The sequence below is a fragment of the Paenibacillus sp. J22R160 genome, assembly GCF_059692135.1.
This window is the reverse complement of the sequence record NZ_JCAUAU010000002.1, coordinates 26151-47801: the sequence shown is the minus strand read 5'-3', so window position 1 is coordinate 47801 and position 21651 is coordinate 26151. Positions and strand designations below refer to the sequence as shown.

11 protein-coding genes are annotated in these 21651 nt (G+C 49.5%); 1 reads left to right on the top strand and 10 read right to left on the bottom strand.

Annotation, left to right across the window (positions count from 1 at the left end):
- Positions 1-109 precede the first annotated feature (109 nt).
- The 3 genes from AC58UW_RS03575 to rsgA all read right to left on the bottom strand — a co-directional run bounded on the left by AC58UW_RS03575 (position 110) and on the right by rsgA (position 2081).
- Complete coding sequence (locus AC58UW_RS03575) at positions 110-460, bottom strand: histidine triad nucleotide-binding protein (RefSeq protein ID WP_497419362.1); 351 nt, start codon at positions 458-460, stop codon at positions 110-112.
- A gap of 163 nt (positions 461-623) precedes the next feature.
- On the bottom strand, positions 624-935 hold the full coding sequence (locus AC58UW_RS03570; RefSeq protein WP_145656995.1) for a hypothetical protein: 312 nt from the start codon (positions 933-935) through the stop codon (positions 624-626).
- Between the two features lie 84 nt (positions 936-1019).
- A complete protein-coding gene (gene rsgA, locus AC58UW_RS03565) occupies positions 1020-2081 on the bottom strand; it encodes a ribosome small subunit-dependent GTPase A (RefSeq protein ID WP_497419361.1) in 1062 nt (353 codons plus the stop codon).
- A 190-nt stretch (positions 2082-2271) separates the two neighbouring features.
- Between rsgA and AC58UW_RS03560 the strand changes: the two genes are divergently transcribed.
- Positions 2272-4194 (top strand): FAD-dependent oxidoreductase, encoded by a 1923-nt coding sequence (locus AC58UW_RS03560; protein WP_497419360.1) that lies wholly within the window; start codon positions 2272-2274, stop codon positions 4192-4194.
- Positions 4195-4264: 70 nt separating this feature from the next.
- On the opposite strand, the gene AC58UW_RS03555 is transcribed toward AC58UW_RS03560, so the two are convergent.
- From AC58UW_RS03555 to AC58UW_RS03525, 7 genes are all read right to left on the bottom strand, one after another.
- A complete protein-coding gene (locus AC58UW_RS03555) occupies positions 4265-6211 on the bottom strand; it encodes a stalk domain-containing protein (RefSeq protein ID WP_497419359.1) in 1947 nt (648 codons plus the stop codon).
- Positions 6212-6361: 150 nt separating this feature from the next.
- Entirely contained in the window at positions 6362-7405 is a 1044-nt protein-coding gene (locus tag AC58UW_RS03550; protein ID WP_497419358.1) for a chymotrypsin family serine protease, read from the bottom strand.
- A gap of 160 nt (positions 7406-7565) precedes the next feature.
- Positions 7566-11030: an SbcC/MukB-like Walker B domain-containing protein gene (locus AC58UW_RS03545; protein WP_497419357.1), complete on the bottom strand. Its 3465-nt coding sequence runs from the start codon at positions 11028-11030 to the stop codon at positions 7566-7568.
- A gap of 234 nt (positions 11031-11264) precedes the next feature.
- Complete coding sequence (locus AC58UW_RS03540) at positions 11265-12443, bottom strand: exonuclease SbcCD subunit D (protein ID WP_497419356.1); 1179 nt, start codon at positions 12441-12443, stop codon at positions 11265-11267.
- 15 nt (positions 12444-12458) lie between these two features.
- Positions 12459-16427: a helicase-exonuclease AddAB subunit AddA gene (gene addA, locus AC58UW_RS03535; RefSeq protein ID WP_497419355.1), complete on the bottom strand. Its 3969-nt coding sequence runs from the start codon at positions 16425-16427 to the stop codon at positions 12459-12461.
- 25 nt (positions 16428-16452) lie between these two features.
- On the bottom strand, positions 16453-19980 hold the full coding sequence (addB, locus tag AC58UW_RS03530) for a helicase-exonuclease AddAB subunit AddB (RefSeq protein ID WP_497419354.1): 3528 nt from the start codon (positions 19978-19980) through the stop codon (positions 16453-16455).
- 178 nt (positions 19981-20158) lie between these two features.
- Entirely contained in the window at positions 20159-21277 is a 1119-nt protein-coding gene (locus tag AC58UW_RS03525) for a citrate synthase (RefSeq protein ID WP_497419353.1), read from the bottom strand.
- Positions 21278-21651: the final 374 nt, after the last annotated feature.

Below are 21651 nucleotides of genomic sequence, written 5' to 3'. Positions count from 1 at the left end.
TTCCCTCCCTCCGAACAGACCATCTAGGATCAAACGGTTCATCAAATCTCATTATAGGTGATAGTAATTAGGGTGTCAATCGAATAGTTAGGTTTCCAGAAAGTTAACCCTAATTATGTACGCCTAAAGGAGCTAAACGCGCCCCGCCCATCAAGTGATAATGGATATGGTGAACAATTTGTCCTGCATTTGCACCAACATTCGTGATGACCCGATAACCTGACTCTTCAATGTCTAGTTCTCTAGCAATTTGCGCGGCAGCTGCTTGCACTTGCCCAAGAGTAGCCCAGTCTTCCGCTTTGGCGTCTGCTAATGATGCAATGTGTTTCTTCGGAATGATAAGGACATGAATCGGCGAGGCTGGTTGGATGTCATGGAATGCTAGAATCTCGTCATTCTCGAACACTTTTTTGGAGGGGAGTTCCCCCGCAACAATTTTGCAAAAAATACAATCACTCATAAATGGGCTAGTCACTCACTTTCTAATAAAATCTCTATTTCTAATTTTATCGGAAACGCGTGAAAAAATCCAACCCATTCCGTCCTAATCCAAGGAGCAATGACAAAAAAAAGAAACCCCACACCTAAACAGAGAGGTTTCTTAACAAAAAATTGGATTTCTATTAATAATAAGGTAGTAATGACAAAGCTAGTAAACCTGCTAATGGCAGTACTTGCCTTGCAAACCTGCGGCGTCCAAATCCATATCCATACCCAGGATACGGGTAGCCATAATACGGGTACGGATAACCTCCATAGGGCAGGAACGCTCTCATCTGTTCATGATCCATACCGCCGATTGGCACAGCTAAGTATAAGTTGTCATCATCCACATTTTCGACAATGCCGTCATAAACAGCTCCGTTCGTCATCGTTACACTGACATACCGGTACATATGTTTTTTGCAAATCTCATGAATTTCGGGATGCTTCATGGGCTCATGCCTCCTTTTTTCTACAGCATATTCAGCTCTAGGCAAAAGGCTACTTCAAAAGCACGATTGATTTACAAAGTCATATTAACGATTGATCTGGCTTTTCAAAGACTGATGAATTTTCTTCCACTTCGCCTTCTCGGCAGCTTGAAGACCTTTATCTTCTTTGCGCGCCAAATAAGCGAGCTCCTTCTGCAATTTTACGTAGCTATAAAATCGTTCTTGCGGAAGTGTACCGTTCTCCAACGCGCCTTTGACCGCGCATCGCGGTTCATTCTCATGCTTGCAGTCATGGAAATAGCACTGTGCTGCCAGCTCTTCGATGTCTTGGAAGGACGTGCTCAAGCCTTCAGACGCATCCCAAAGCTGCAGTTCGCGCATACCAGGCGTGTCAATGAGGATACCTCCTCCGGGCAGCGTGATCAACTCACGGTGTGTCGTCGTATGCTTCCCTTTGTCATCGCCTTCACGGATATCTCCCGTTTCTAAAATGTCTTTCCCGTAAATGCGGTTCACCAAAGTTGATTTCCCCACACCTGAAGATCCGAGCAATGCCACAGTTTGACCTGGCGCTACATAGGCAGCCAGGTCTTCTAGCCCTCTGTTTTCGGCAGAGCTGATGATATGAATAGGTACGCCCACTGCAACAGCCGCGACTTCCGCCGCAAGTGCTTCCGGATCCTCACATAAGTCCGCTTTACTGAGGACAATAACAGGATTGGCCCCGCTTTCCCAAGCCAACACCAAGTACCGTTCTATACGCCGAACATTAAAATCCAGATTTAAGGCAGTAACCAGAAATACAGTATCTACGTTTGTAGCTACAATTTGTTCTTCTGTGACTTGACCGGCAACTTTCCGGGAAAACTTACTTTTACGCGGCAAGACAGCATGGATGGTTGCTCGTTGTTCCTCTTCGCGCACAGAGACAACAACCCAATCGCCTACAGCAGGATAGTCTTCGCGGCGAATTGCAAGATGACGCATCTTCCCGGAAACCTCTGCTAGTGCTTCACCAGATTCCGTTTGAACGCGGTACATATGTTTATGTTCCAAGGATACACGTCCAGCCTGGTACCCTTCTTCAAGATAAGGTTCGAATGCTTTTTCGAAAAACAAATTCCAGCCTAATTCTTTTCTAGTCAAGTGTAAAATTCATCCTCTCATGTGGTTCTTATAAGAAGTATAGACTACGTATACCGCCATCACACGGTAAACAATCATTTAGATTATTTTTTCCTACAAACAATTTATACATCGGTCAATTCACTTGTAGACTATCGGTCTAATTTTGCATATAATAGGAATAAATCGATGGTTGGAATGGAGTGAGCGGATGAGCCAATTCATGAGGGCCACCACCCGCAAAAAGCGTGATGTCATGATGGACGTCGCTTTATCGATGTTTATGGAAAAAGGCTACGAGAACGTGTCTGTTGACGACATTATCACAGCAACGGGAACATCGAAAGGAACTTTTTACCACTATTTCAAAAGTAAAGACGCCATCATTGCTGACCTTTACAGCAAACAGATCCAACTGATTCAAGAATGGGTAAAAATGACGCCTTCCAAGGTGCAATCGCTTGAAGGACATATCAACCGCTTATTTTTAGACTTAGCGTCTAACATTCGCTTGATACCTCTTCTAATACGAAGCTTACAAGCCTTATCCTTGCAAAATGAAACCGTAAAAACGGAAGAACTGCGCCACTTGAACGTACTCTCTGAGAGCTTGCTGCATTGGCTGCCTGAACCGAAGAAAGTAGAACTCCTCGTGTGTATGTATAACGGCACGATTCGAACATGGTGCAATCAAGAACACTCAGATTTAGTGGATATGATGAAAAACAACTTAGCTTGGATGTGGGTAGGCATTCGTGGAAACGAGCCTAATGCACCACTGCAAGTAGAACCAGTCCCCAAGGAGGAACACAAAATGAAAGTAGCTATTATTGGTGGAGGCTTAGCCGGATTAACCGCGGCCGCTTATTTATCGGAGAACCCGCATATTGAAGGTATACTTTTTGAGCGCAGTCCGCAGCTTGGCGGCCGTGCATTTACTTATGAAAAAGCAGGATTCACACTTAACTACGGCGCACATGCCATCTATGGAATAGATCGTCATACCATCACGAACATGGAGCGAGAATTGGGATTGTCCTTCTCATCCAAGCAAGTAGATAAACGGAAAGTCGTTTATGCGAAGCACAATCAACTTACGACCGCTCCACTAGATGCCATCAACCTCCTAAAAACGGATTTACTTAGCACAGCGCAAAAAGTCCGATTCGTTGGTGAAATTGCCGCCATTATCGCAAACATCCATAACCTGAAAAATTATGCTACACTAGCTGATTATCTGGCTGAATCCAATGCGGACGAGGATGTTAAGGAACTGTGGGAGCATCTCGTATGCTCCAACTTTTTCATCACCCCTGAAGATGCACGCAATGTATCCGGTGCAGTGATCAGCGAATACTACCATAACCTGTTCCTCTCTTCCAAGCCCGTTAACTATATCCTTGGAAGCTGGGCCGTCATCACCAACCAACTCAAGCAAAAGCTTACAACATCAGGCAGATGGGAAATCGCTATTCAAGAAGGCGTGGAAAGCTTGCGTTATGCAGACCGGAAATTCGTTCTTCAAACGAAGAATCGTGAAGAATCCTTTGATAAAGTGATTTTCGCAATGCCGGTACAACAAGTCGTTAAATTACTCAAAGGCACTGCATGGGAGCCATTCCTAGCACCATATGAATCCAACACGGCTACTGAGGTTATGGTATACGACGTAGGACTTAGCAAAGTGGTTGCAAGACCGTTTAGCTACATTAGCGACATGGACAACAAACTCTTCATCAGTGATGTTTCCGCAACGGATCACACGCTAGTGCCTGAAGGCGGACAGCTGCTGCAGGGTATCGCTTACTTGAGCGATCAATTCGAAAGCGACGAACAACGCAAATCCTATCTCGAAAATAAAAACACGCAGATGGAAGCTTTGTTCGATAAACATTACCCAGGCTGGCGCGACGTAACCGCGGTGAAAAGGGTGTCCAAGAAAGCGATGGTATCCAGCGTGAAAAACATTTCGACGAACCATCTCCTCCCTATCCGCGTCGAGAATGTGCCTTTCTACTTCTGCGGCGACGGTTGCACAGGCAAAGGCGAGCTCGCAGAACGCGCATTCTCAAGCGCACGTACCGCTGCCCTGTCGGTTGTTCAAGAAGTGCAGCAAGCTCTTCAAAGTGTATAAGTTTATATAATTAAAAACGGCTCCAACTTTGACGAAAAGTCAAGGTTGGAGCCGTTTTTGCTGTCTAAAACTATTTGGTTGAAATCGTGACGGTTCGGCTGCTGCCTTCCCAAGCCACTTTGCCGCCAAACGTTTCCCCGACGAACCTGGCAGGAGCAAGTGTGTAACCATTAACGAGCCGGGCTGGCTCTTCCAGCTGCATGGCATTACCATTTACATACACGGTTTTCTGATCAAGCGTTAAGCGCACGGTTGTGTTCCCTTTTTTCGCAGTCACCGTTCTTGTCGCTGCTTCGTACTCCACCTTCGCTCCCATGGCTTCAAAGATGGCGCGAAGCGGTGTTAGTGTTGATCCGTTTACGATGGCTGGAGCTTGTTCGAAAACCTGGTCTTTCCCGTCAATTTCCACGGACACCTGAGACGATACGCCAAAGGTTCGCAGCGAGACTTGCTTGCCGGATTTGTTCAACACACGTATCTGAAGAACAGAGCCTTCAGGAACTTCTCCTGCACGCAGTTCTAGTCCATAGGGCAGTTCAGTCTGAGTCGCAATGACTCGTCCATTCAGGATATACTCGACTTTGCCAATGTACACCTCAGGTATTTTTATAAAAGGAATGAATTTGGTTTTCTTCGTAAATGATTGATGATCTGCATTGACCGGCACATATCCAATGCCATCTGCTGGCTCGGCTGAATCGCTCACTTTCGAGTGCAAATACGGATTTGCAATCAGTTTGGTATAGTAATTTTGGATATCAGACGAGCTGGACAGGGAATAATCGTTTTTGGCGTTATTCATTCCTTGATTCACATTGAAGTAAGTAATCGCTTTTAACCTCGGATATTTGTAGGGCATGATTTCATAAAGACGCTGCAGATTCAGTTTTGCCCATTCTGTAAAATCTTCCCCAGCCGTATGCTGGTAGTGAGGAACTCCCGTTTCGCTTAGCATTAACGGTTTACGATCGGAATACGTTTTGTAGAGCCTTGTCAGCCGCTCTACATTACTAGTAGCTAACATGGATGGCAGCGATGGGTCCCCGTTTTCATAGGGCTCAATATATAAGCTGACGCCAACCCAGTCTACATAGTTATCACCGGGGTAGTACTGGTCGATATCATTCGCAGGTACATCCCCAGGGCTCCATACCATAGCCACATTCGGCGCTTCCACCGCAAATACATCATGCAGCATACGAAATTTGGCGATATATTGAGTAGGGTTCCCGTGCCAATTGACCCAAGCGCCATTCATTTCTCCTGCAAAACGCAAAAAGATTGGGATCCCCGCGGCCTTCGCTTCTTGCGCCCATTTCCGCAAGTACGCGCCGTCAGACACCGGGTCTAAGCCATCATCAGGTTCCCATGCGATTTGCAGCGCACCGCCTGAATCTCTGGCTCTACTCGCATACATTGCCGGAAAACTTTGCCCCCAATGTGCATAGGCCAAATAGATCGCGTGCTTTTTACCGTAAACAGATTCCATCTTGGTAAACATGTTGCCTACTTTGGGATCCTGTTCCGAATAAATCCCCAGATAGGTACCGTATGCAGGTTCAAACTTGGCCAGTTTACCTGTTGGAGGTAAAGCTAGCTCTCGAATGGAGGACTGATCACGCTCCTGCCTATAGAGTTCAACGGTTGTCCGGATTTGATCGGCACGTTGCAGCTTAACAGCCCCCCAATCTCGCCCAGCTTTGACCCAGTACTCATTTTCCAGCTCGTAATAGTGAATGGCTTGCTCATAATCTCCGATCGCATCGAAATAAGCATCTAACTTCCCGTAAAATAGGGCTGCATTCTCCCATTCTCCGATGCTCACATAATGATTCGCAAGAAATTGCCAATGAGTTACAGCCTCCGCTTTATTGCCGCTGGCAGTCAGCGATTCTGCCTTTTGCCAGTGATCCCATACGATATCTGCATGTGCAGGCGCAGGCAAACTAGCCAAACTGGCGGTTAAAAGGCTAACAGCGAGCGATATGATTCCGATTCTTTTATTTATTTTTTTCAAGAAAAAATGACTCCCTTCAGCCATGTGGTAAGTGGTGTGCTTATACTTGATACGTACACATGACCGGAAAGTAGCACCTATTGGCAAAAAAATAAAAAGAGCCGGGTAGGACTTACATCCTGTCCAGCTCTTTTCACCGTAATCTTGGTCTTACTTCGAATTGGCACGCACCGCGCCCTTGCGAAGCCCTTTAATTACGCCAGCTTTGAATGTACCTTTGGCCGCAGGAACAGCTGTATGCACCCCATAGCGGGACATGACGACATCGATTGGGTTACTGATCGAAATCATGCCATTCTCACTCCCGGCGAAATTCAGCCCCGCAGCAAAGCGGTCACTGGAGCGCAGCCATACTGAGCCGGAATCTCCCGGAAGCGAAACAGGTCCTTTCGTACCGCGAATGATCAATTGATTACGGAACGTCAGATCGCCCAATGATCCTCCATAAGTCACACGCACATCCGCATGATTAGCTTCAATCGTTCCTCTGACAAATCCGCTTGTACGGCCTGACTTCATTAATTTTAGCCCGACAGGGTACGTCGACACATGACCTGGAACCGTAATAAGCCGACCGGATGCGCTAATTAAATATCTTGGATTAAGCAAGCTGTTCGAAGTTGGCTTTGCAAGCGCAGAATCCTGGAAATTGATCCCGTTAGGGACTAATTTGTTGTAATCAAAGAGGCTTCCTAATGTATCTCCTGGCGCTTGACCTCCGTCCGCTGGTCCTGATTGTACAATTGAGACCTTCGCTGACGAATTATTTTTGACAAGAACATGGTTATTACTCAGGATATAGAGCTGATTGTTCTTCGTTACGATAAGGCCGCCTGTTCCTGTGGAATCCGGGTCTAATTTACCTAAGCTCACACCTCCGGGTACAGGCCGATGCTTGCCTTGAAAGCCGCCCATTTTCACAGCTTTCGGTTTTGGAGCTGCATCATGCCGCTTGAACCCTCCAGAAGAAACAAAACGAATGGGTATTGCCGAACCCGCTTTGGCGAGCACACCTTTGAGGCTAGTCATACTAGAGGGAACGACTTTCTTCTGGGTGTACACAATGACACCTGAGCCTAGCGCAGGCTTGTTTGGGTCCATATAACCAACACCAACAGCGACAACCTCTGCGCGCTTCAATAAAACAGGTGAAATTCTATTCTTGTGTTTCAGAGCCTCATGAAATGTAGCCATTCACCATTCTCCTCTTCGTAAAAGATGTAGCAGTTTATGCCAACTTGTACGAATCGGCTTGATGATTTTACCCAACACAATGGATTCGGGGCTAAAAAAAACAATGGGCGCAGTGGCCTCTCACCTAAACACTTATAAACACTTAAAAAGGGTTCGTTCGCTATTGCTCCTCGAGCACAATACGGCTCCCACGGCCGGACGGCTCCGCTGGCTGAACAATTAATTTGCGAGCTAGACGAGCACGCAGTTCCGGTACGTGAGAAATGACGCCAACCGCTAAGCTGTCCATATGAAGCTTTTCCAGTGCGCCAATGACCATATCCAGCAATTCCTGGTCCAAAGTGCCGAAACCTTCATCAAGGAAGAAGAATTCCAACGGATATTCACCTTTGAGCTGAATTTGCGCGGAGAGCGCGAGGGCTAGGGCTAAAGAAGTCAGGAAGGTTTCGCCGCCAGATAACGTGCTAACCGGTCGCTTGACGCCTCCATTGGCATCATCACGGATGACGAACCCGCCACCAGAGTCGACTTCAATCGCATAACGTCGCCGCGTTAATTCACCCAGCCGCTCCGAAGCAGCGCGGCTGACCTGCATCAGCTGCTCTTCGGCCAAATACTCGACGAAGGCATTCGCCTTAAGCACGGCTTGCAGCTTGCCAAGCCGCTCCAGCTGCTTCGCCTGCTCGGCGCGCTGCGCCTCGAGCTCGCACCACCGCGCGTGCCGCGCCGCAAGCTCGCCTGCGGCCTGGGCCGCCTTGGCGCGCGACTCGAGCGCAGCCTCCGCGGCGGCCTTCGCGGCGCTCAGCAGCGCCTGCGTCTGCGCCCACGCGTCCGCGCTCAGCACGCGGCCCTGCAGCTTCGCTGCCAGCTGCGCCAGCTGGGCGCGCAGCGCCTGCTCGCGCTCGCGGTGCTCCGCCGCGAGCTGAGCCCACTGGCGGCGCTGCTCAGGCGCCAGCGCCGCAGCTTCTGCGGCTTCGCGCGATGCGAAGCCGTTCTCCGCGAGCGAGCTATGCAGCGCGCGCTCCGTCTGTGCCAGCTGCCGCGCGGCGGCGGCAGCGGCTTCGGCGGCGGCGCTGTAGCGCTGCGCCGCCAGGGACTGCTCGCGCTGCGCCGCAGCGTGCGCGAGCTTGGTTTGCTGCGCGGCGAGACGCAGCAGCTCAAGCGCGGAGGTCGCCTCCGCGATGAGCTGCGGCACAGCCGCGCCGGGCGCGCGCTGCGCCAGCTGCCGCGACTTGTCGGCGGCGAGCTGCGCGAGGCCCTGCAGACGCTCGTGCAGCTGCAGGGCGGTCCGATCTTGCTCCACTGCGGCACGTTGGAGCTCATCGATCTTCGCGATCAGCTCATCCAGAAAGGGGATGCTCTTCTCGATCCGCCCGCGAAGCTCCTCAGCCAGCCTTTCTTTGGCCAGCAATTGTTCCAACTGATTGTCTACCTCATCCCAAGAAAGCTCGGTATACCTAGCTTTCCACTGCTTCATTTGTTCGTTCATTGTTAATTGAACGGCTGTTAGTCTAGCTTCCGCTTCAGTCAATAAACTCGCAGCTGCTTGCTGCTGAGCGGCTGCTTGCACAATCTGTTGTTCATGTGCGTTATGCTCTTTTAATAAGGATTGAAACGACTGTTCGTGCTCATCGGCACGGACATTGATCGCGTCCCAGTCTTTTTCCATATCCATCCATTTCTGCTGTAAATCAGAGAACCCTGATCCTCCATGCGACTCAGTCAAAAGTAAGGGGCCGGCTTCTTCTAGACCTGCCGCTGCTTCCTGCCAAGCTTGAACTATTTCAGGCTCAGCCTGCGGATATCGTGATTGTTCCGACGCCAGTTCAACAGCCTGCTGCCTAACAGCTGCCGTTCTATGTAAACGCTGCTGATGGGTGTAATTGCGCTCCTTCACCCGTTGAAGCAGAGCTTCCCCTTGCTGCAGATGCAGCTCGGTGTCTTCTCCATTTGCCGTTCCTGCCGATGGCGTGAGTTTGGAAGGATGCTCGGTTGCTCCACATACAGGACAATGATCTCCGTCCGCTAACTCACAGGCCAATATAGCCGCCAGAGCATGACGTTCTTGCATTTTCCACCGCAACTTCATCTGTTCTAACTCATCTTGCAAGGCAGGAATAAAGGCATTGAAAGAGGCATTCTGCCGCTGCCCCACCAAGCTAATTTCATTTGATCGTTGAAGCCATACGTGCAGCCTATCCTTCATTGCTTTCTGCTTATCTGCTAGCTGCAATTGATTATGCTCAAATGCAGCATGGGAACGAACTCTCTCTTCGAACGCCTTTTGAGCGCCTTCCATCTGCAGCTGGAGCTGTTCAATCGCCTTTTTCTCCTGAAGTGCTTTATGTAACAGCTGAGTAGTCGCCGTATTGGTTTCCGTCTGCTTGAGTTGTTCCTTCAGTTCCATTTGTTTCAAAATAGCTTTTTGCTTCGTCTCATTGCTTTTCTTAATGTCCAATTGCAGCGCTGCTAGCGCTGTTTTCACTTCATTCTCTTGCTGCTGAGCAAGCTTCACCTGTTGCCCAACGTGATCCAGTTCCTGCTGAATAACAAGCGCTTGCTGCAACTGGTCTAACCGCAGTAAAAGAGGACCTTCCTTCAACGAAAGCTCTTGCTGAGCCTGTTCAAATTGCTCCGTTGCTTGCTGATACACAGCCTCCGTTGTTTGCTGGCTCACATTCGCAGCGACTAGCTTCGATTGTCCGGTTTGTACGTCTTTGGCAGCTATCTTATGCTGTTCCAGATAGGGTTTAACCTTCTCAGCTTTCTCCGCTTGTCCCAAAAGGAGCTCTTTCTCGCGAATTTGCGGCTCTTGCTCCTGCTGTTTTTGCGCCTCCGCTTCGAGCACGGTTTGTTCCTGCTGCCAGTGATAAATCTGCTTGTGCTCCTCGTAACACTTTTCCTGTTCATTCAAATGCAGACGACTTCTTACAGCTTCACTTTCAGCTTCTTGAAGTCTCTCGTTGGCTGCTTGCAGCGCTTGCTCCGAGGCATCGCCTAAGCCCATCTGTTCAGCCGCAAGCTGTTTCACTAGGCTATCCGTTTCTTTCACTTTGGAGCTTACCTTAGCGCTGAGCTGATCCCCATATTGTTCCAGGTGAAATAATCTTTGCAGCATTTGCCTGCGATCCTTGCCTGTCAAGGTCAGAAACTCTGCGAATTTCCCTTGCGGCAGCACGACGGCTCTCGTAAAATCCTGCATGGACAATCCAAGAATGTGCAGCACCTTCTGATTGACTTCACCTGCTTTGTCCGCAAGTACAAGGGTCTCCTTCTCTTGCATATGCAGCAGTCTGGCGATCGTACCGTTAATGGACATTTCGGTGCCCCGCTTGAATTGCCGCTCTACGCGATAACGTTCTGTGCCCGCTGCATTCGTGAGCTCAAAAGTGAAAGAAACGAACAGCGTCTGCTCCGCATGATTCATGATCGCTTGCGTGCCGCCGCTGGCCCGCTCGACTTTGCCGTACAAAGATAGCGTAATAGCATCGAGAATCGACGATTTCCCGCTCCCCGTCGGTCCAAAAATACCGAATACACCCGCTCCTACCAGCCGGTTAAAATCAATCGTTTGCAGCTCTCGATAGCTCTGGAGCCCGGACATTTGCAGCTCAATTGGACGCATATTCAGGTCCTCCTAGTGATACAAGATGTAAAACATACATTAAAATTTTACTGACAGGTGCAATTAAACCGATAATCATGCAAAAAGTACAGTAAAAGTGCCAATTTCGTTGATCAAAGGGGAAAAATTCATCATTTAGATGCACAAAATACATGATCGCTACCTAACCCAGCGAAATTTCGCGAATTTGCTGTATTTTTTACATGTAAATGTCTGAGGTTGGCCCAACGCTCCTTATTCCCCTGAAGCATCCGCCAAATCCTTTGCCTCCAGCAGCTCCAAGAACAGCCGGATCAACTCCGGCTCTGGCTGAGCGCCTCCGGTTTGCCGGGAATAGAAGCGCGTGAAATGCTCCTCCATAGACAGATCCGCCTTTGGCGCTGCAGTCCTGATAGCCTCCATCTCCGGATAAATCGGCCGAATATGAATGAAGCCGTCGTAAGCTTTGCGCAGGGATTGAATTTGTTCAATCGACATGGCTTCCGTCATGTTGATCTCCAAGTCGATCCATGCCGCAGCATCGCGTTTCTCTTCCAGCCATTGATGAACCTGCCCAACACCCTCTTTGGCCTTCCAGCTGACGAGCGGGCGACCCGAGGTCAGAAAAATCTCCTTCGGCTCGGCCGCCTGCCCAGGCTTCAGATCGAGCACAGTTACGGACTTGGCTTGTCCGGCTTCCGAGAAACTATAAGCAATTGGCGATCCGCAATAGCGTATAGGCGAAGCTGCTTTTACATTTTGCGGCCTGTGCAAATGACCAAGCGCCACGTACTGCGCCCCTGCTGTCAGCGCTGTTGTATCCACGGTATACGCTCCGCCCACTTGAATGGGCCGTTCCGACTCTGTTTCGAGCCCCCCCAGCACATAGAGGTGACTCATGATTAAATTAACAGTTCCGGCCTCAAAAGAAGCGGCCTGTTTACGAATAAGCGCTCCAACGCGTTCGGAATATTTGCTCCGCAGCGCCTCCTCCTCCGCAGCTTCCGATAGAAGCTCCTTAAGACGCGATTCCGATGGATAAGGAAGTGCAATAAGACGCGCCAGCTCCCCAGTTCGAGCGATTCCTATGGACTGGATTTCTGGCACAGGCATGCCGATCAATGTAATGCTTTGTTTCCCCGCAAGCGGTGCCGCTGCAGCGACCCGGTCCGGATGATCATGGTTGCCTGCGATGATGGCAACATGACGTTTCCCTCCATCTGCGAGACGCGCAATACTTTCATAGAAAAGCTGTTCCGCAGCTGCAGGAGGATTGACACTGTCATAGATGTCGCCTGCAATTAAGACCAAATCAATCTCTTGGTCTTGTATAATACCTACCAGCTCGTCCACAAATGCAGACTGCTCCTCCAGACGGCTTCGCCCTTCCAGCGTTCGGCCAAAATGCCAATCACCTGTGTGTAATATTCGCATGCTTCATCCTCCACCTTACATTTCGAGCAGCTTCGCTCCATCAAAGAAATACAGAAACTTGCTATTGACCGGACGCTTCCAAATATGTTCCACGGCACGCGTATACAGGGAAATTTGCCGCTCATACCGCAGCTTTAGCTCCATATCGCTGTTACCTTTTGCCGCATCTGTTTTATAATCAACCAAAACGAGGCCAAGTTCATCCTCAAACAAACAATCGATGACTCCTTGAATCAGTACCGTTTCACCGCTCGTGGAACGATCAGTTCCCGTGTAAACCTCATCGGCTTGCAGCCCATAGCTGAAGGGTACCTCGCGTTGTACATTCTTAGCCTGAAGCATCCGCTGTCCAACCTCTGTCTCGAAAAAGCGCAGCACAACCGGAATATCCACAACTTCACTTTGCTCCGTAGTCAACGTTTGCTTATTTAACATATCTTGAAGTGTCCCTCGAATACTCTCTTCTGTCGGTACTTCCAGCAGGGAAAGATTCTGCATGACAGCGTGGACAACCGTTCCTTTTTCCGCTGCTGACAGCTTCTTCTCTTCCATAAATTTAGGCCTGCGCCAAATCATGGATCTTCTGTTGCTGTTGCTGGAAGATGACATCGCCACTCCTGGAGCTGCGACTTCTGTTGCTGCCGGCATTTCCATCTCATCCGCGATTCGATTCAGCTCCGACAACCTCTTCATTTCGGAAACCGTCGTCTTCGCAAAAAGTTTAGGTGCTTCCGGGTACGAGTACGACCATGACAGCCGGTCATCTAACCATTCCTGCCACTCACCCGATGTCGTAACTGTCTCAATTCGGCCAATGCTGTCCATTCGATCTCCGTCAGGGGCCAAGTTATGCTCTTCCAACGTGTCATCCGTCAGCAAGCTTTCTGGCTTAATGACAGTCAGCTTCCATGCGGAAGGATCATCCAATAATCGCACCCCGGAAGAAGCTTCGCTAATGCCGAGACGTTCTCTCCAGAGACTGGCGTGAGGATGCCGAAGCAGGGCTGGACCCACCCAATCAAGATAGCTTTTGGCTTTCGCCAGCTCAAAATCAGGTAAATACCATTCTGATCTGGACAGATGCCTGCCCCATCCGCGCAAGAGCTTATCCAATGATTTGACAGTGCCAAGCAAATAAAGCTTCTCTCTAGCTCTTGTCAGTGCTACGTAGAGGACCCGCATTTCTTCCGCAAGCAGCTCCAGCTTCATCCTTCTTTTAATCGCAAGGGAAGGCAGGGTTGGATAGCTTACACGTAGTGCCGTGTCTACAAACCGCGGACCAAATCCAAGCTCTTTATGTAGAAGAAAGGAGTCGTTCAGATCCCGCTGGTTAAACATTTTGGCCATACCAGCCACGAAAACAACGGGGAATTCCAGCCCTTTACTTTTATGAATTGACATGATCCTTACAACGTCTTCTTGCTCTCCGAGCGCACGCGCAGTACCCAGATCCCCGCCGCTTTCTTTCATTCTTTCAATAAAACGAAGGAAGCGGAATAATCCGCGCAAGGATGTGCTTTCGTATTGTCTGGCACGATCGTACAAAGCTCTTAAGTTAGCCTGTCTTTGCACTCCCCCCGGCAAACCGCCGGCGAAATCGTAATAGCCCGTTTGTCTGTATATATGCCAGATTAAATCCGCCAAAGAGCCTTGTCTGGCCTCGGTCCGCCACGTTTCGAGCAGTTCCAGGAAGTAGTTCAGCTTGTGCAACAAAGCCTCATTCTCTTCGGTCTTCTCTTCGCTAGCAGCCTGCAGCACAGAGTCGTAGAAAGGCACTGATTTATCTGCAATGCGAATCTGCGCTAAATCTTCTGCCGTTAGCTGCACCACCGGCGACCTTAACACTGCTGCAAGCGGTACATCCTGATACGGATTATCGATGACTTTCAGAAGAGATAACATGACTTCCACTTCTGTCGCGGAAAAATACCCTGTACTTAGCTCTGCGTAGGCAGGTATGCCCATCTTTTTAAGTTCTTCAATGAGGATAGGCGACCACATCTGCGTGGCGCGCAGCAGAATGACGATATCCCGGTACGTGACGGGCCGATCACCACCGGTTCTTTTATCAAATACTTGAAAAGCTTCCTTCCCACTGGTACCCATCAGTCCCTGAATTTGACGGGCAATGGTTCGCGCTTCTAATTGTGCGGTCTCCAGCTCCTGCGCTTCCAAAACGGGATCAATTACAGCACCTTCGGGTAAAGCTTCGGCATTCATTTCCTCATTCTCTTCTGAATCAGTCGAATAGGCTTCGCTTGGGTCAGGCGCATCTGTTGCGCGATCGATGACCAGCATCTCTACCGAACAATCCGAGGCAGATGGCGGATAACCCGCTCCATATACAAGCTCAGCCCGCTCATCATAAGCGACTTCGCCGACGGTTTCATTCATCATTTGTTTGAAAATAAAATTGACCGCGTCCACGACTTCGATCCGGCTGCGGAAGTTGCGCGCCAAATCTATTCTGCCGCCTGCGGACGACGCTTCTTGCGGCTCCGCTTTGTTGGAGCGGTATGCTTTATATTTCTCAAGGAAAAGACCTGGCTCCGCAAGTCGGAACCGGTAAATACTTTGCTTCACATCGCCGACCATGAACCGATTGCCAGGGTTTGCGTTCGAGATCAATTCCACAATCGCTTCTTGTACGCGATTCGTATCCTGATATTCATCGAGCAGTACTTCAGCGAATTGCTTCCGATAAGCTTGAGCTGCCTCAGATGGGACCAATTCACCAGGAATGGAGCCTGGCGCGCTCAGAATTTGTAAGCAGTAATGTTCCAAATCTGCGAAATCGATCAAGCCTTTGGATTGTTTACCTGCCTGATAACGATGTCCGAAATCCGCAACCAAATCGACTAAAGTATGCAGAAGCGGCGCCATGTCGGCAATTTCCTGATGGAACTGCTCAGGAGTTCGGCCGAACAGCTCCTCTTGCATTTTGTTAATTTGCTCTTTGACTTTATTGCGCAGTTCTTTTACTTCTTCCTGCAGCGCTTTATCGTAGTCATCGCCTTTGCATGCTTTGAGTTTGCCAAACTCGACAGTTTGAAAACCAAGATACAGAACGGACCACGGATAGGTTGTCGTTTCTAGCAAGTTATTTACGAGCAGTAAGTCCTCTCGTAAGTTGTCCAAATAAGGAGCTGGTCCGCCGGGCGAATCGGCGATTTCTATCGCCTGCCGCAGCAAGTCGGCGGCTCCTTCCAGCTCCAAAGCCAGGTCGCGAATCAGACTTTGCTCCCAGATCGCATAGTCCGCCGGCGCCGACGCAGCGGCAACATAAGGCAGCGCCTCCTGTATAACGGCCGCTGCCTCATCCGGCACCTCCTGCGGCGCAGGCTCCGGCGCCCCGAACATCGAAGCCGTCGCTCTGAGCCAATGCTCCGGCCACGGATGACTGCGCGACACATCATACAGCTTCTGAATAAGCTGCATGATGGCATCGTCGTTCCGCTCCCCGCTGAACGAATCGACCAACCGCCAGAAGGCGCTGTTCTCTCCGCTTTGCGCGTAGTATTCCTCTAACATCTCGCCAAGCAGATCTTGGCGCATGAGCTCCGCTTCCGTCTCATTCGCTATCCGGAAGCCGGGATCAAGACGAATGAGGCTGAAGTAGCGCTGCACAACTTCTAAGCAAAAGGAATGCAGCGTTGTAATCGATGCGCGCCCCATCAGCGCGATCTGCTTACGCAAATGCTGCGAGTGCGGCTGCTTCATCAGCTCTTTCTCCAGCGCTTCGCGTATGCGATGTTTCATTTCCGAGGCAGCCGCTTTGGTAAAGGTTGCGACCAGTAATCGGTCTACATCGATGGGCTCCCACTCATCGGAAATTCGCCGGATAATCCGCTCCACAAGTACGGCGGTTTTACCTGATCCGGCCGCAGCGGCAACGAGCATATTTTGACCTTTGAGAGTAATGGCGTCCCATTGATCGTCTGTCCACGTACTGCCGGGAGGCTTGGGCTGTTGTTGTTTATTCACTTCGTTACACTCCTTTCCGTCTTCATCACGGACTAACATTATGCTCCAAATCGGACCAGAGCTGGTCTTTCCCCCGCTGTTTCAGAACGTGGATTTCATTCCCTTCAAACAACGGATCAAACTGACAAATCGATTTATAAGAGCAATGCAAGCAGGCTGTTTTCTTGCCTAGTCGGTAGGGAGCAATGTCCACATGACCATCGGTAATGCTCGTTCCAATTCCTTTTACCTGCTTACGCACATATTTCCTGAGAGTATCCCACTGTTCATCTGTCGCGACGGAGGAGCTTGAATAGAAGCTTCCGTCCTTCTTCAAAGCAACTGGAATTAATTGAGAATGCCCTGCGCTTTTTAAAAGATCACTATCCATCAAACCAGCAACTTCAGCATCTGCCGTGATTAAACCTTTCATTTTAAAACGTTTCCGAAGCTCTTTCTCTACGGCGGCAGGGTCCAGCGCATTTTTTTGCTGAAGCATCGGATTATGCACATGGAAATAAAGCACGCCTGCGGGCTTCGCCGCAATACCCAGCCAACGTTCCGCATGGGTAATGATGACATCCAAATAGGTGAGCATTTGCAGGGACAGTCCGTAATACACTTCTGACAACTGCAAAGAGGTTGAACTTGATTTGTAATCAATGACTCGCAGCAATACGCCTTGCTCGCCATCCGCCCGATCCACCCGGTCGATTCGTCCAATGATTTCCATGGTGCAGCCATTCTCTAAATCAAAGGTTAGGGGCGGCAGTTCTTTGCCTGGGCCGAAGTCAATTTCCAGACCTAACGGTTCAAACTGACCCTGCTTCGCATGTTCACCTAGCACAACAGCTGCTCTACCCACAACTTGCTTCAATTTTCTCGCTATATAGGCATATCTGCTGGAACTAAGCAAAATTTCCCCTTGCAGTCTTGGCGCAAGTTCATCCACTACCTGAGCGGAACGCTCCATGCACTCCTCTGCCGACAGAGACCCCCAATCAAGCTGATCCTGCTGCAGTCTTTGAACAAACTGGTTCAATGCCGCATGAAACAACTGCCCGATATCCGGGGCATCCAGCCGGTAGACTCGCCTTTCCTGCAGCCTTAGGCCGTGGGATACGAAGTGAGAGAAAGGACACGCCACATATTTCTCCATACGAGAGACACTCGCCCGCAGATTATGTCCATATAACAGCTTGCTTGTTTTGGAAGATATTTTGTTCTCTTTATTCGTATAGCGCAGCGCTTGAACCACGGATTGCATTTTCATCTGCCACTCAGGCTTATCTGCATACCAGTTGTAGGTCTCCCACCATAGATCCGCCATGCGGCCGCCAAGCATCCAGTGCTTCATGCGTACGGCCAAATAGGAGATCGCCTGGTTCGGGTGCGCCATATAGGCTGCCTGCTCTTCTTCCGGAGATTCAGCAGCCGGCTCAGCAAGCAAAAGCGGGGTCTCCGTCCCGGGAAATAGCTGACGCATTTGTTTAATCAGCTCGGATGGGAGGAGCGATTTGCCTTCTTCATCAGCTAGCGGATAGCTCATCCACAGTCTTTTACCCGGTACAGTTAACGACGTATAGACGATAAACTGCTCATCCAGCAGCTTGCGCCGACTTCCATCCGCCATCGGGAGACCAGACTCCATCAGAACACTCCGTTCCGCTTCTGTCAGGACCCCTTTTTCCGGCATTTGTGCAGGAATAACGCCATCATTAACACCCAATATGTAAGCATAACGAATACCGCTTGAGCGAGTCCGATCCATGCTTCCGATCAATAATTGATCCATCGAGGGAGGCACTAACCCTAGCTTCATGCTCTCCATGCCCGTCTCAACGAGACTGTTAAAAATCTCAAGGGACAGCTCATCGTCCCCCATCGTCTCTACTAACTGATCCAGCATCTCCATAACACTGTTCCACATTTGGCCATGCTCACGTGCTTTTTCCGGTTTGCCGTCTTGAACTGCTTGCTGACTCCATGTTTCCAATTTCTCTGGAGCCTGTACAGCAATCAACAGTTCATAAAGGGCTTCAACTTGCTCTTTAACGGAACTTGCTTGCTGTAGACGTTTGGCAAAAGCGAGAAGCGGCCTCACCACCCACTCTTTGCTTCTATTCAATGCAGCTAATTCAGCCGTTTGCTCCTCAACACCTTCATCAGCCTGCTCCAGGTTGGCCCGGAATTTGTAGCTCCATGGCTTGCCGTCCGTCCATCTGTAGCCTTGGATACCGAATGCAAGCACATAGTTCTCCAGCTTATCGAGCTCCGTTCTCTGGTCGGCAGCTTCACTCGGCAGCAACAAATCCGTTTTGACACAGCGGAATACGGCATCATAATGCCAATTATGCTGAACAACCTCCAGCGCTGAACGAATAAATTCAATGAGCGGGTGATGCAGCACCGTCCTTTTTTGGTCAAAAAAGTGCGGAATTTCATAATCAGTCAGTACAGCTTTTAATAAATCCTGATAGCCTTCCATATTTCGAACCATGACGGCAACTTCACGCCAACGTACGCCATGCTCACGAACCAAATGCAGCATATCCCTCACTGCGCCTTCTACCTCTGCACGGCGGTGGACAGCCTCTGCAATCACGAGCTGATCGCTTATATTCTCATTTGCTGCCGGTTTATAACGCTGAGCTCCACCGCCAATTCGGCGGTCAAAATTGCGCTCCAAATACCCGAGTACCGGGCTATCGTCATAACGTGGCGAACGGTCCGGCGCCAATAGATGAACCTCAGCTGACGGCAATCCGAGCTGCCAAATAAGCTCCTGCAGCCGAACCATCGTCGTCGCAGTAGGATGAAATAAATCCAACTCATCCGGCGCATCCCCGGCTTGCAGCTCCCGGTCGAGGCACAGCGTAATTGTCACCTGTTTACAGGTCGAAAATAACGCGCCAAGCACGGCAAACTCCTGCGGCGTAAAACCGTGAAAACCATCAATCCAAACCGATGCAGACCGCAAATAAACGGAATTCGGAATCTGCTGCGCGAGCAGCGTCAAATAGTCCTCGCCATCCAAATACTGCTGGGATAGTTCAGATTCAAATTGGCGATAAATCAACTGAATGTCATGCATTTTATCTCGCAGCAGACCGCTTTCCCCTAGTACGGAAGCCCGTTTCTGCTCATGCTCTTCGAGCTGCTTAGCCGTTACGCAATACCTTTTCATCTCCGTAAAAAGCTGGTTTAACCGATCTACAAAGCCCATTTGCTCAGCCGAGTGGCCAAATAAGCGGAGCTTTTCTTTCTGTTTATGTAAAATGCTTGTAAGCAGCAGTTTCTTACCCATATCATCAATCGGCAGTCTCGCTGTGCCGCCTTCTTCTTGCATGACACGCCATGCCAAGCGGTGAAAGCTTAACACCTGAGCGCGAATCATTCCCCGAATACCGGGATCTGACACAATGGCATGTTCGGCCTGAAAGGTCGCCTGCTCCGGCACTAATAACACAAGCGGATCACCCTCTGGCTCAGCCGCCAACTGCTGTTTCATTTCTATTAAACAACGTTCACTTTTTCCGCTGCCGGCTCTGCCGATCACGAAACGAATAGACATACAGGGCCTCCTTCAAGCTGATCTCAAAAGATATCAATCCTTTCTATTCTATCATACTTTTGGTAGAAAAGAGGCGTGGCAGATGATGGGCTTAAGTTGGCATGACAAAAAGCCTATCCTCGCTAACATGAACATTCATGATAGAGAAGATGGCCTTAAATTTACAATCATTAGCTGATTAGGAACGATTTCGAAGCGACATCGGCAGCTCGCCAATGTAGACCGACTGTGGCCGAAAAATACGATTACAGCTCGATTGCTCCAACAAATGAGCTGTCCATCCTACCATTCTGCTCAGCGTGAAGCTTGGCGTGAAAAGGGGTGACGGAAGCGCAATCGCCCGCATCACGGCTGCAGCATAAAATTCCACATTTACATACAATTTCCGTCCTGGCTTATATTCATTTAACAGCTCGACAGCTACCTTGTCTACGTGGATGGCCAAATCGAACCATGGATCTTCAGCTGCTAGTTCGGTCATGAGCTGCCGAAGCGCTTCCGCTCTAGGATCGTTAGTTTTGTAAATGCGGTGACCAAAGCCCATGAGCTTTCTGCCAGCCTTCAGCTCTTCACGCAGCCATGCCTCCGCATTCCCTTTGTCTCCAATCGCATCCAGCATATGAAGCACTTCCGATGGTGCTCCTCCATGCAGTGGCCCTTTCATTGCTCCTATGGAAGCACAGAGTGCAGAAGCAATATCTGATTGTGTAGATAACACAACGCGTCCGGCAAATGTGGAAGCGTTCATCCCGTGCTCCATAGCTAGAATCAAATAAGCTGTTAATACCTTCACATGTACCTGCTGCGGCACGGAACCTGTCAGCATGTACAAATAATTGGCAACATGATCTAACTGCGGATCAGGCTCAATTGGCTGTAACCCTTGCGATCGTCGGTAATGATAAGCAATGATTGTTGGCAGCATCAGGGTATTAGCGAGAATCCCCTCCAAATGCAGGGGCCATACAGCTTCCTGATGACTGATTGTACCTAGAACTGAAGTAGCTGTGCGAAGCACGCTCATCATTTCACTTTCTTTTGGCAGCAAATCCAGTACTGCCTTCAGCGCAGCAGGTATGTTGCGCTGTTCCGCCCATTGCTTTTTGGATGCGACGAGCGTCTCCTTGGATGGAAGTTCCCCATGCCACAGTAAGTAGGCAACTTCCTCAAAGCTGTTGTGCAGGGCAAGATCCTTCGCTTCGTATCCGCGATAAACCAGAACCCCGTTTTGTCCATCGACCAAGGATAATTCTGTTTCTGCTGCTACAATGCCGTCCAAACCAGTTACGGATGCCATATCGTCATTTTCCTTTCGATGTGAAGTGTGAAAGTGCTTTTCTTCATCATATTCGGAAATGGCATAGTCATCCAATTAGCGTTTTCTTTCGTTGTGATAAGTAAAATAATTCACCGTCGGTATAGTGATTATATTTGTTTATGCAGATAGTCGTGCCGTCGCTTGGTGTTATTGGATTGATCCACTGGGTGAAATCAGATTTCGTCCAATGAGACTACGTAAATCGTACAAAAAACGTCATTCTCATACTTTGGATACATGCAGCTTAGCCTCCTAATTTTCACATGAGAACTGTGGCGAAACTGTAGAATCTTTAGTGGCTTCACTAAAGAGAACTGGAGTCCGCTATTTGGAGAAAAACAGGCTGAATTCTC

Bases quoted from the DNA above. Each gene is read 5' to 3' on its own strand.
- AC58UW_RS03575 (WP_497419362.1), bottom strand. From the start codon at position 460: ATGAGTGATTGTATTTTTTGCAAAATTGTTGCGGGGGAACTCCCCTCC.
- AC58UW_RS03570 (WP_145656995.1), bottom strand. From the start codon at position 935: ATGAAGCATCCCGAAATTCATGAGATTTGCAAAAAACATATGTACCGG.
- AC58UW_RS03560 (WP_497419360.1), top strand. From the start codon at position 2,272: ATGAGCCAATTCATGAGGGCCACCACCCGCAAAAAGCGTGATGTCATG.
- AC58UW_RS03550 (WP_497419358.1), bottom strand. From the start codon at position 7,405: ATGGCTACATTTCATGAGGCTCTGAAACACAAGAATAGAATTTCACCT.
- AC58UW_RS03545 (WP_497419357.1), bottom strand. From the start codon at position 11,030: ATGCGTCCAATTGAGCTGCAAATGTCCGGGCTCCAGAGCTATCGAGAG.
- AC58UW_RS03540 (WP_497419356.1), bottom strand. From the start codon at position 12,443: ATGCGAATATTACACACAGGTGATTGGCATTTTGGCCGAACGCTGGAA.
- addB (WP_497419354.1), bottom strand. From the start codon at position 19,980: ATGTCTATTCGTTTCGTGATCGGCAGAGCCGGCAGCGGAAAAAGTGAA.
- AC58UW_RS03525 (WP_497419353.1), bottom strand. From the start codon at position 21,277: ATGGCATCCGTAACTGGTTTGGACGGCATTGTAGCAGCAGAAACAGAA.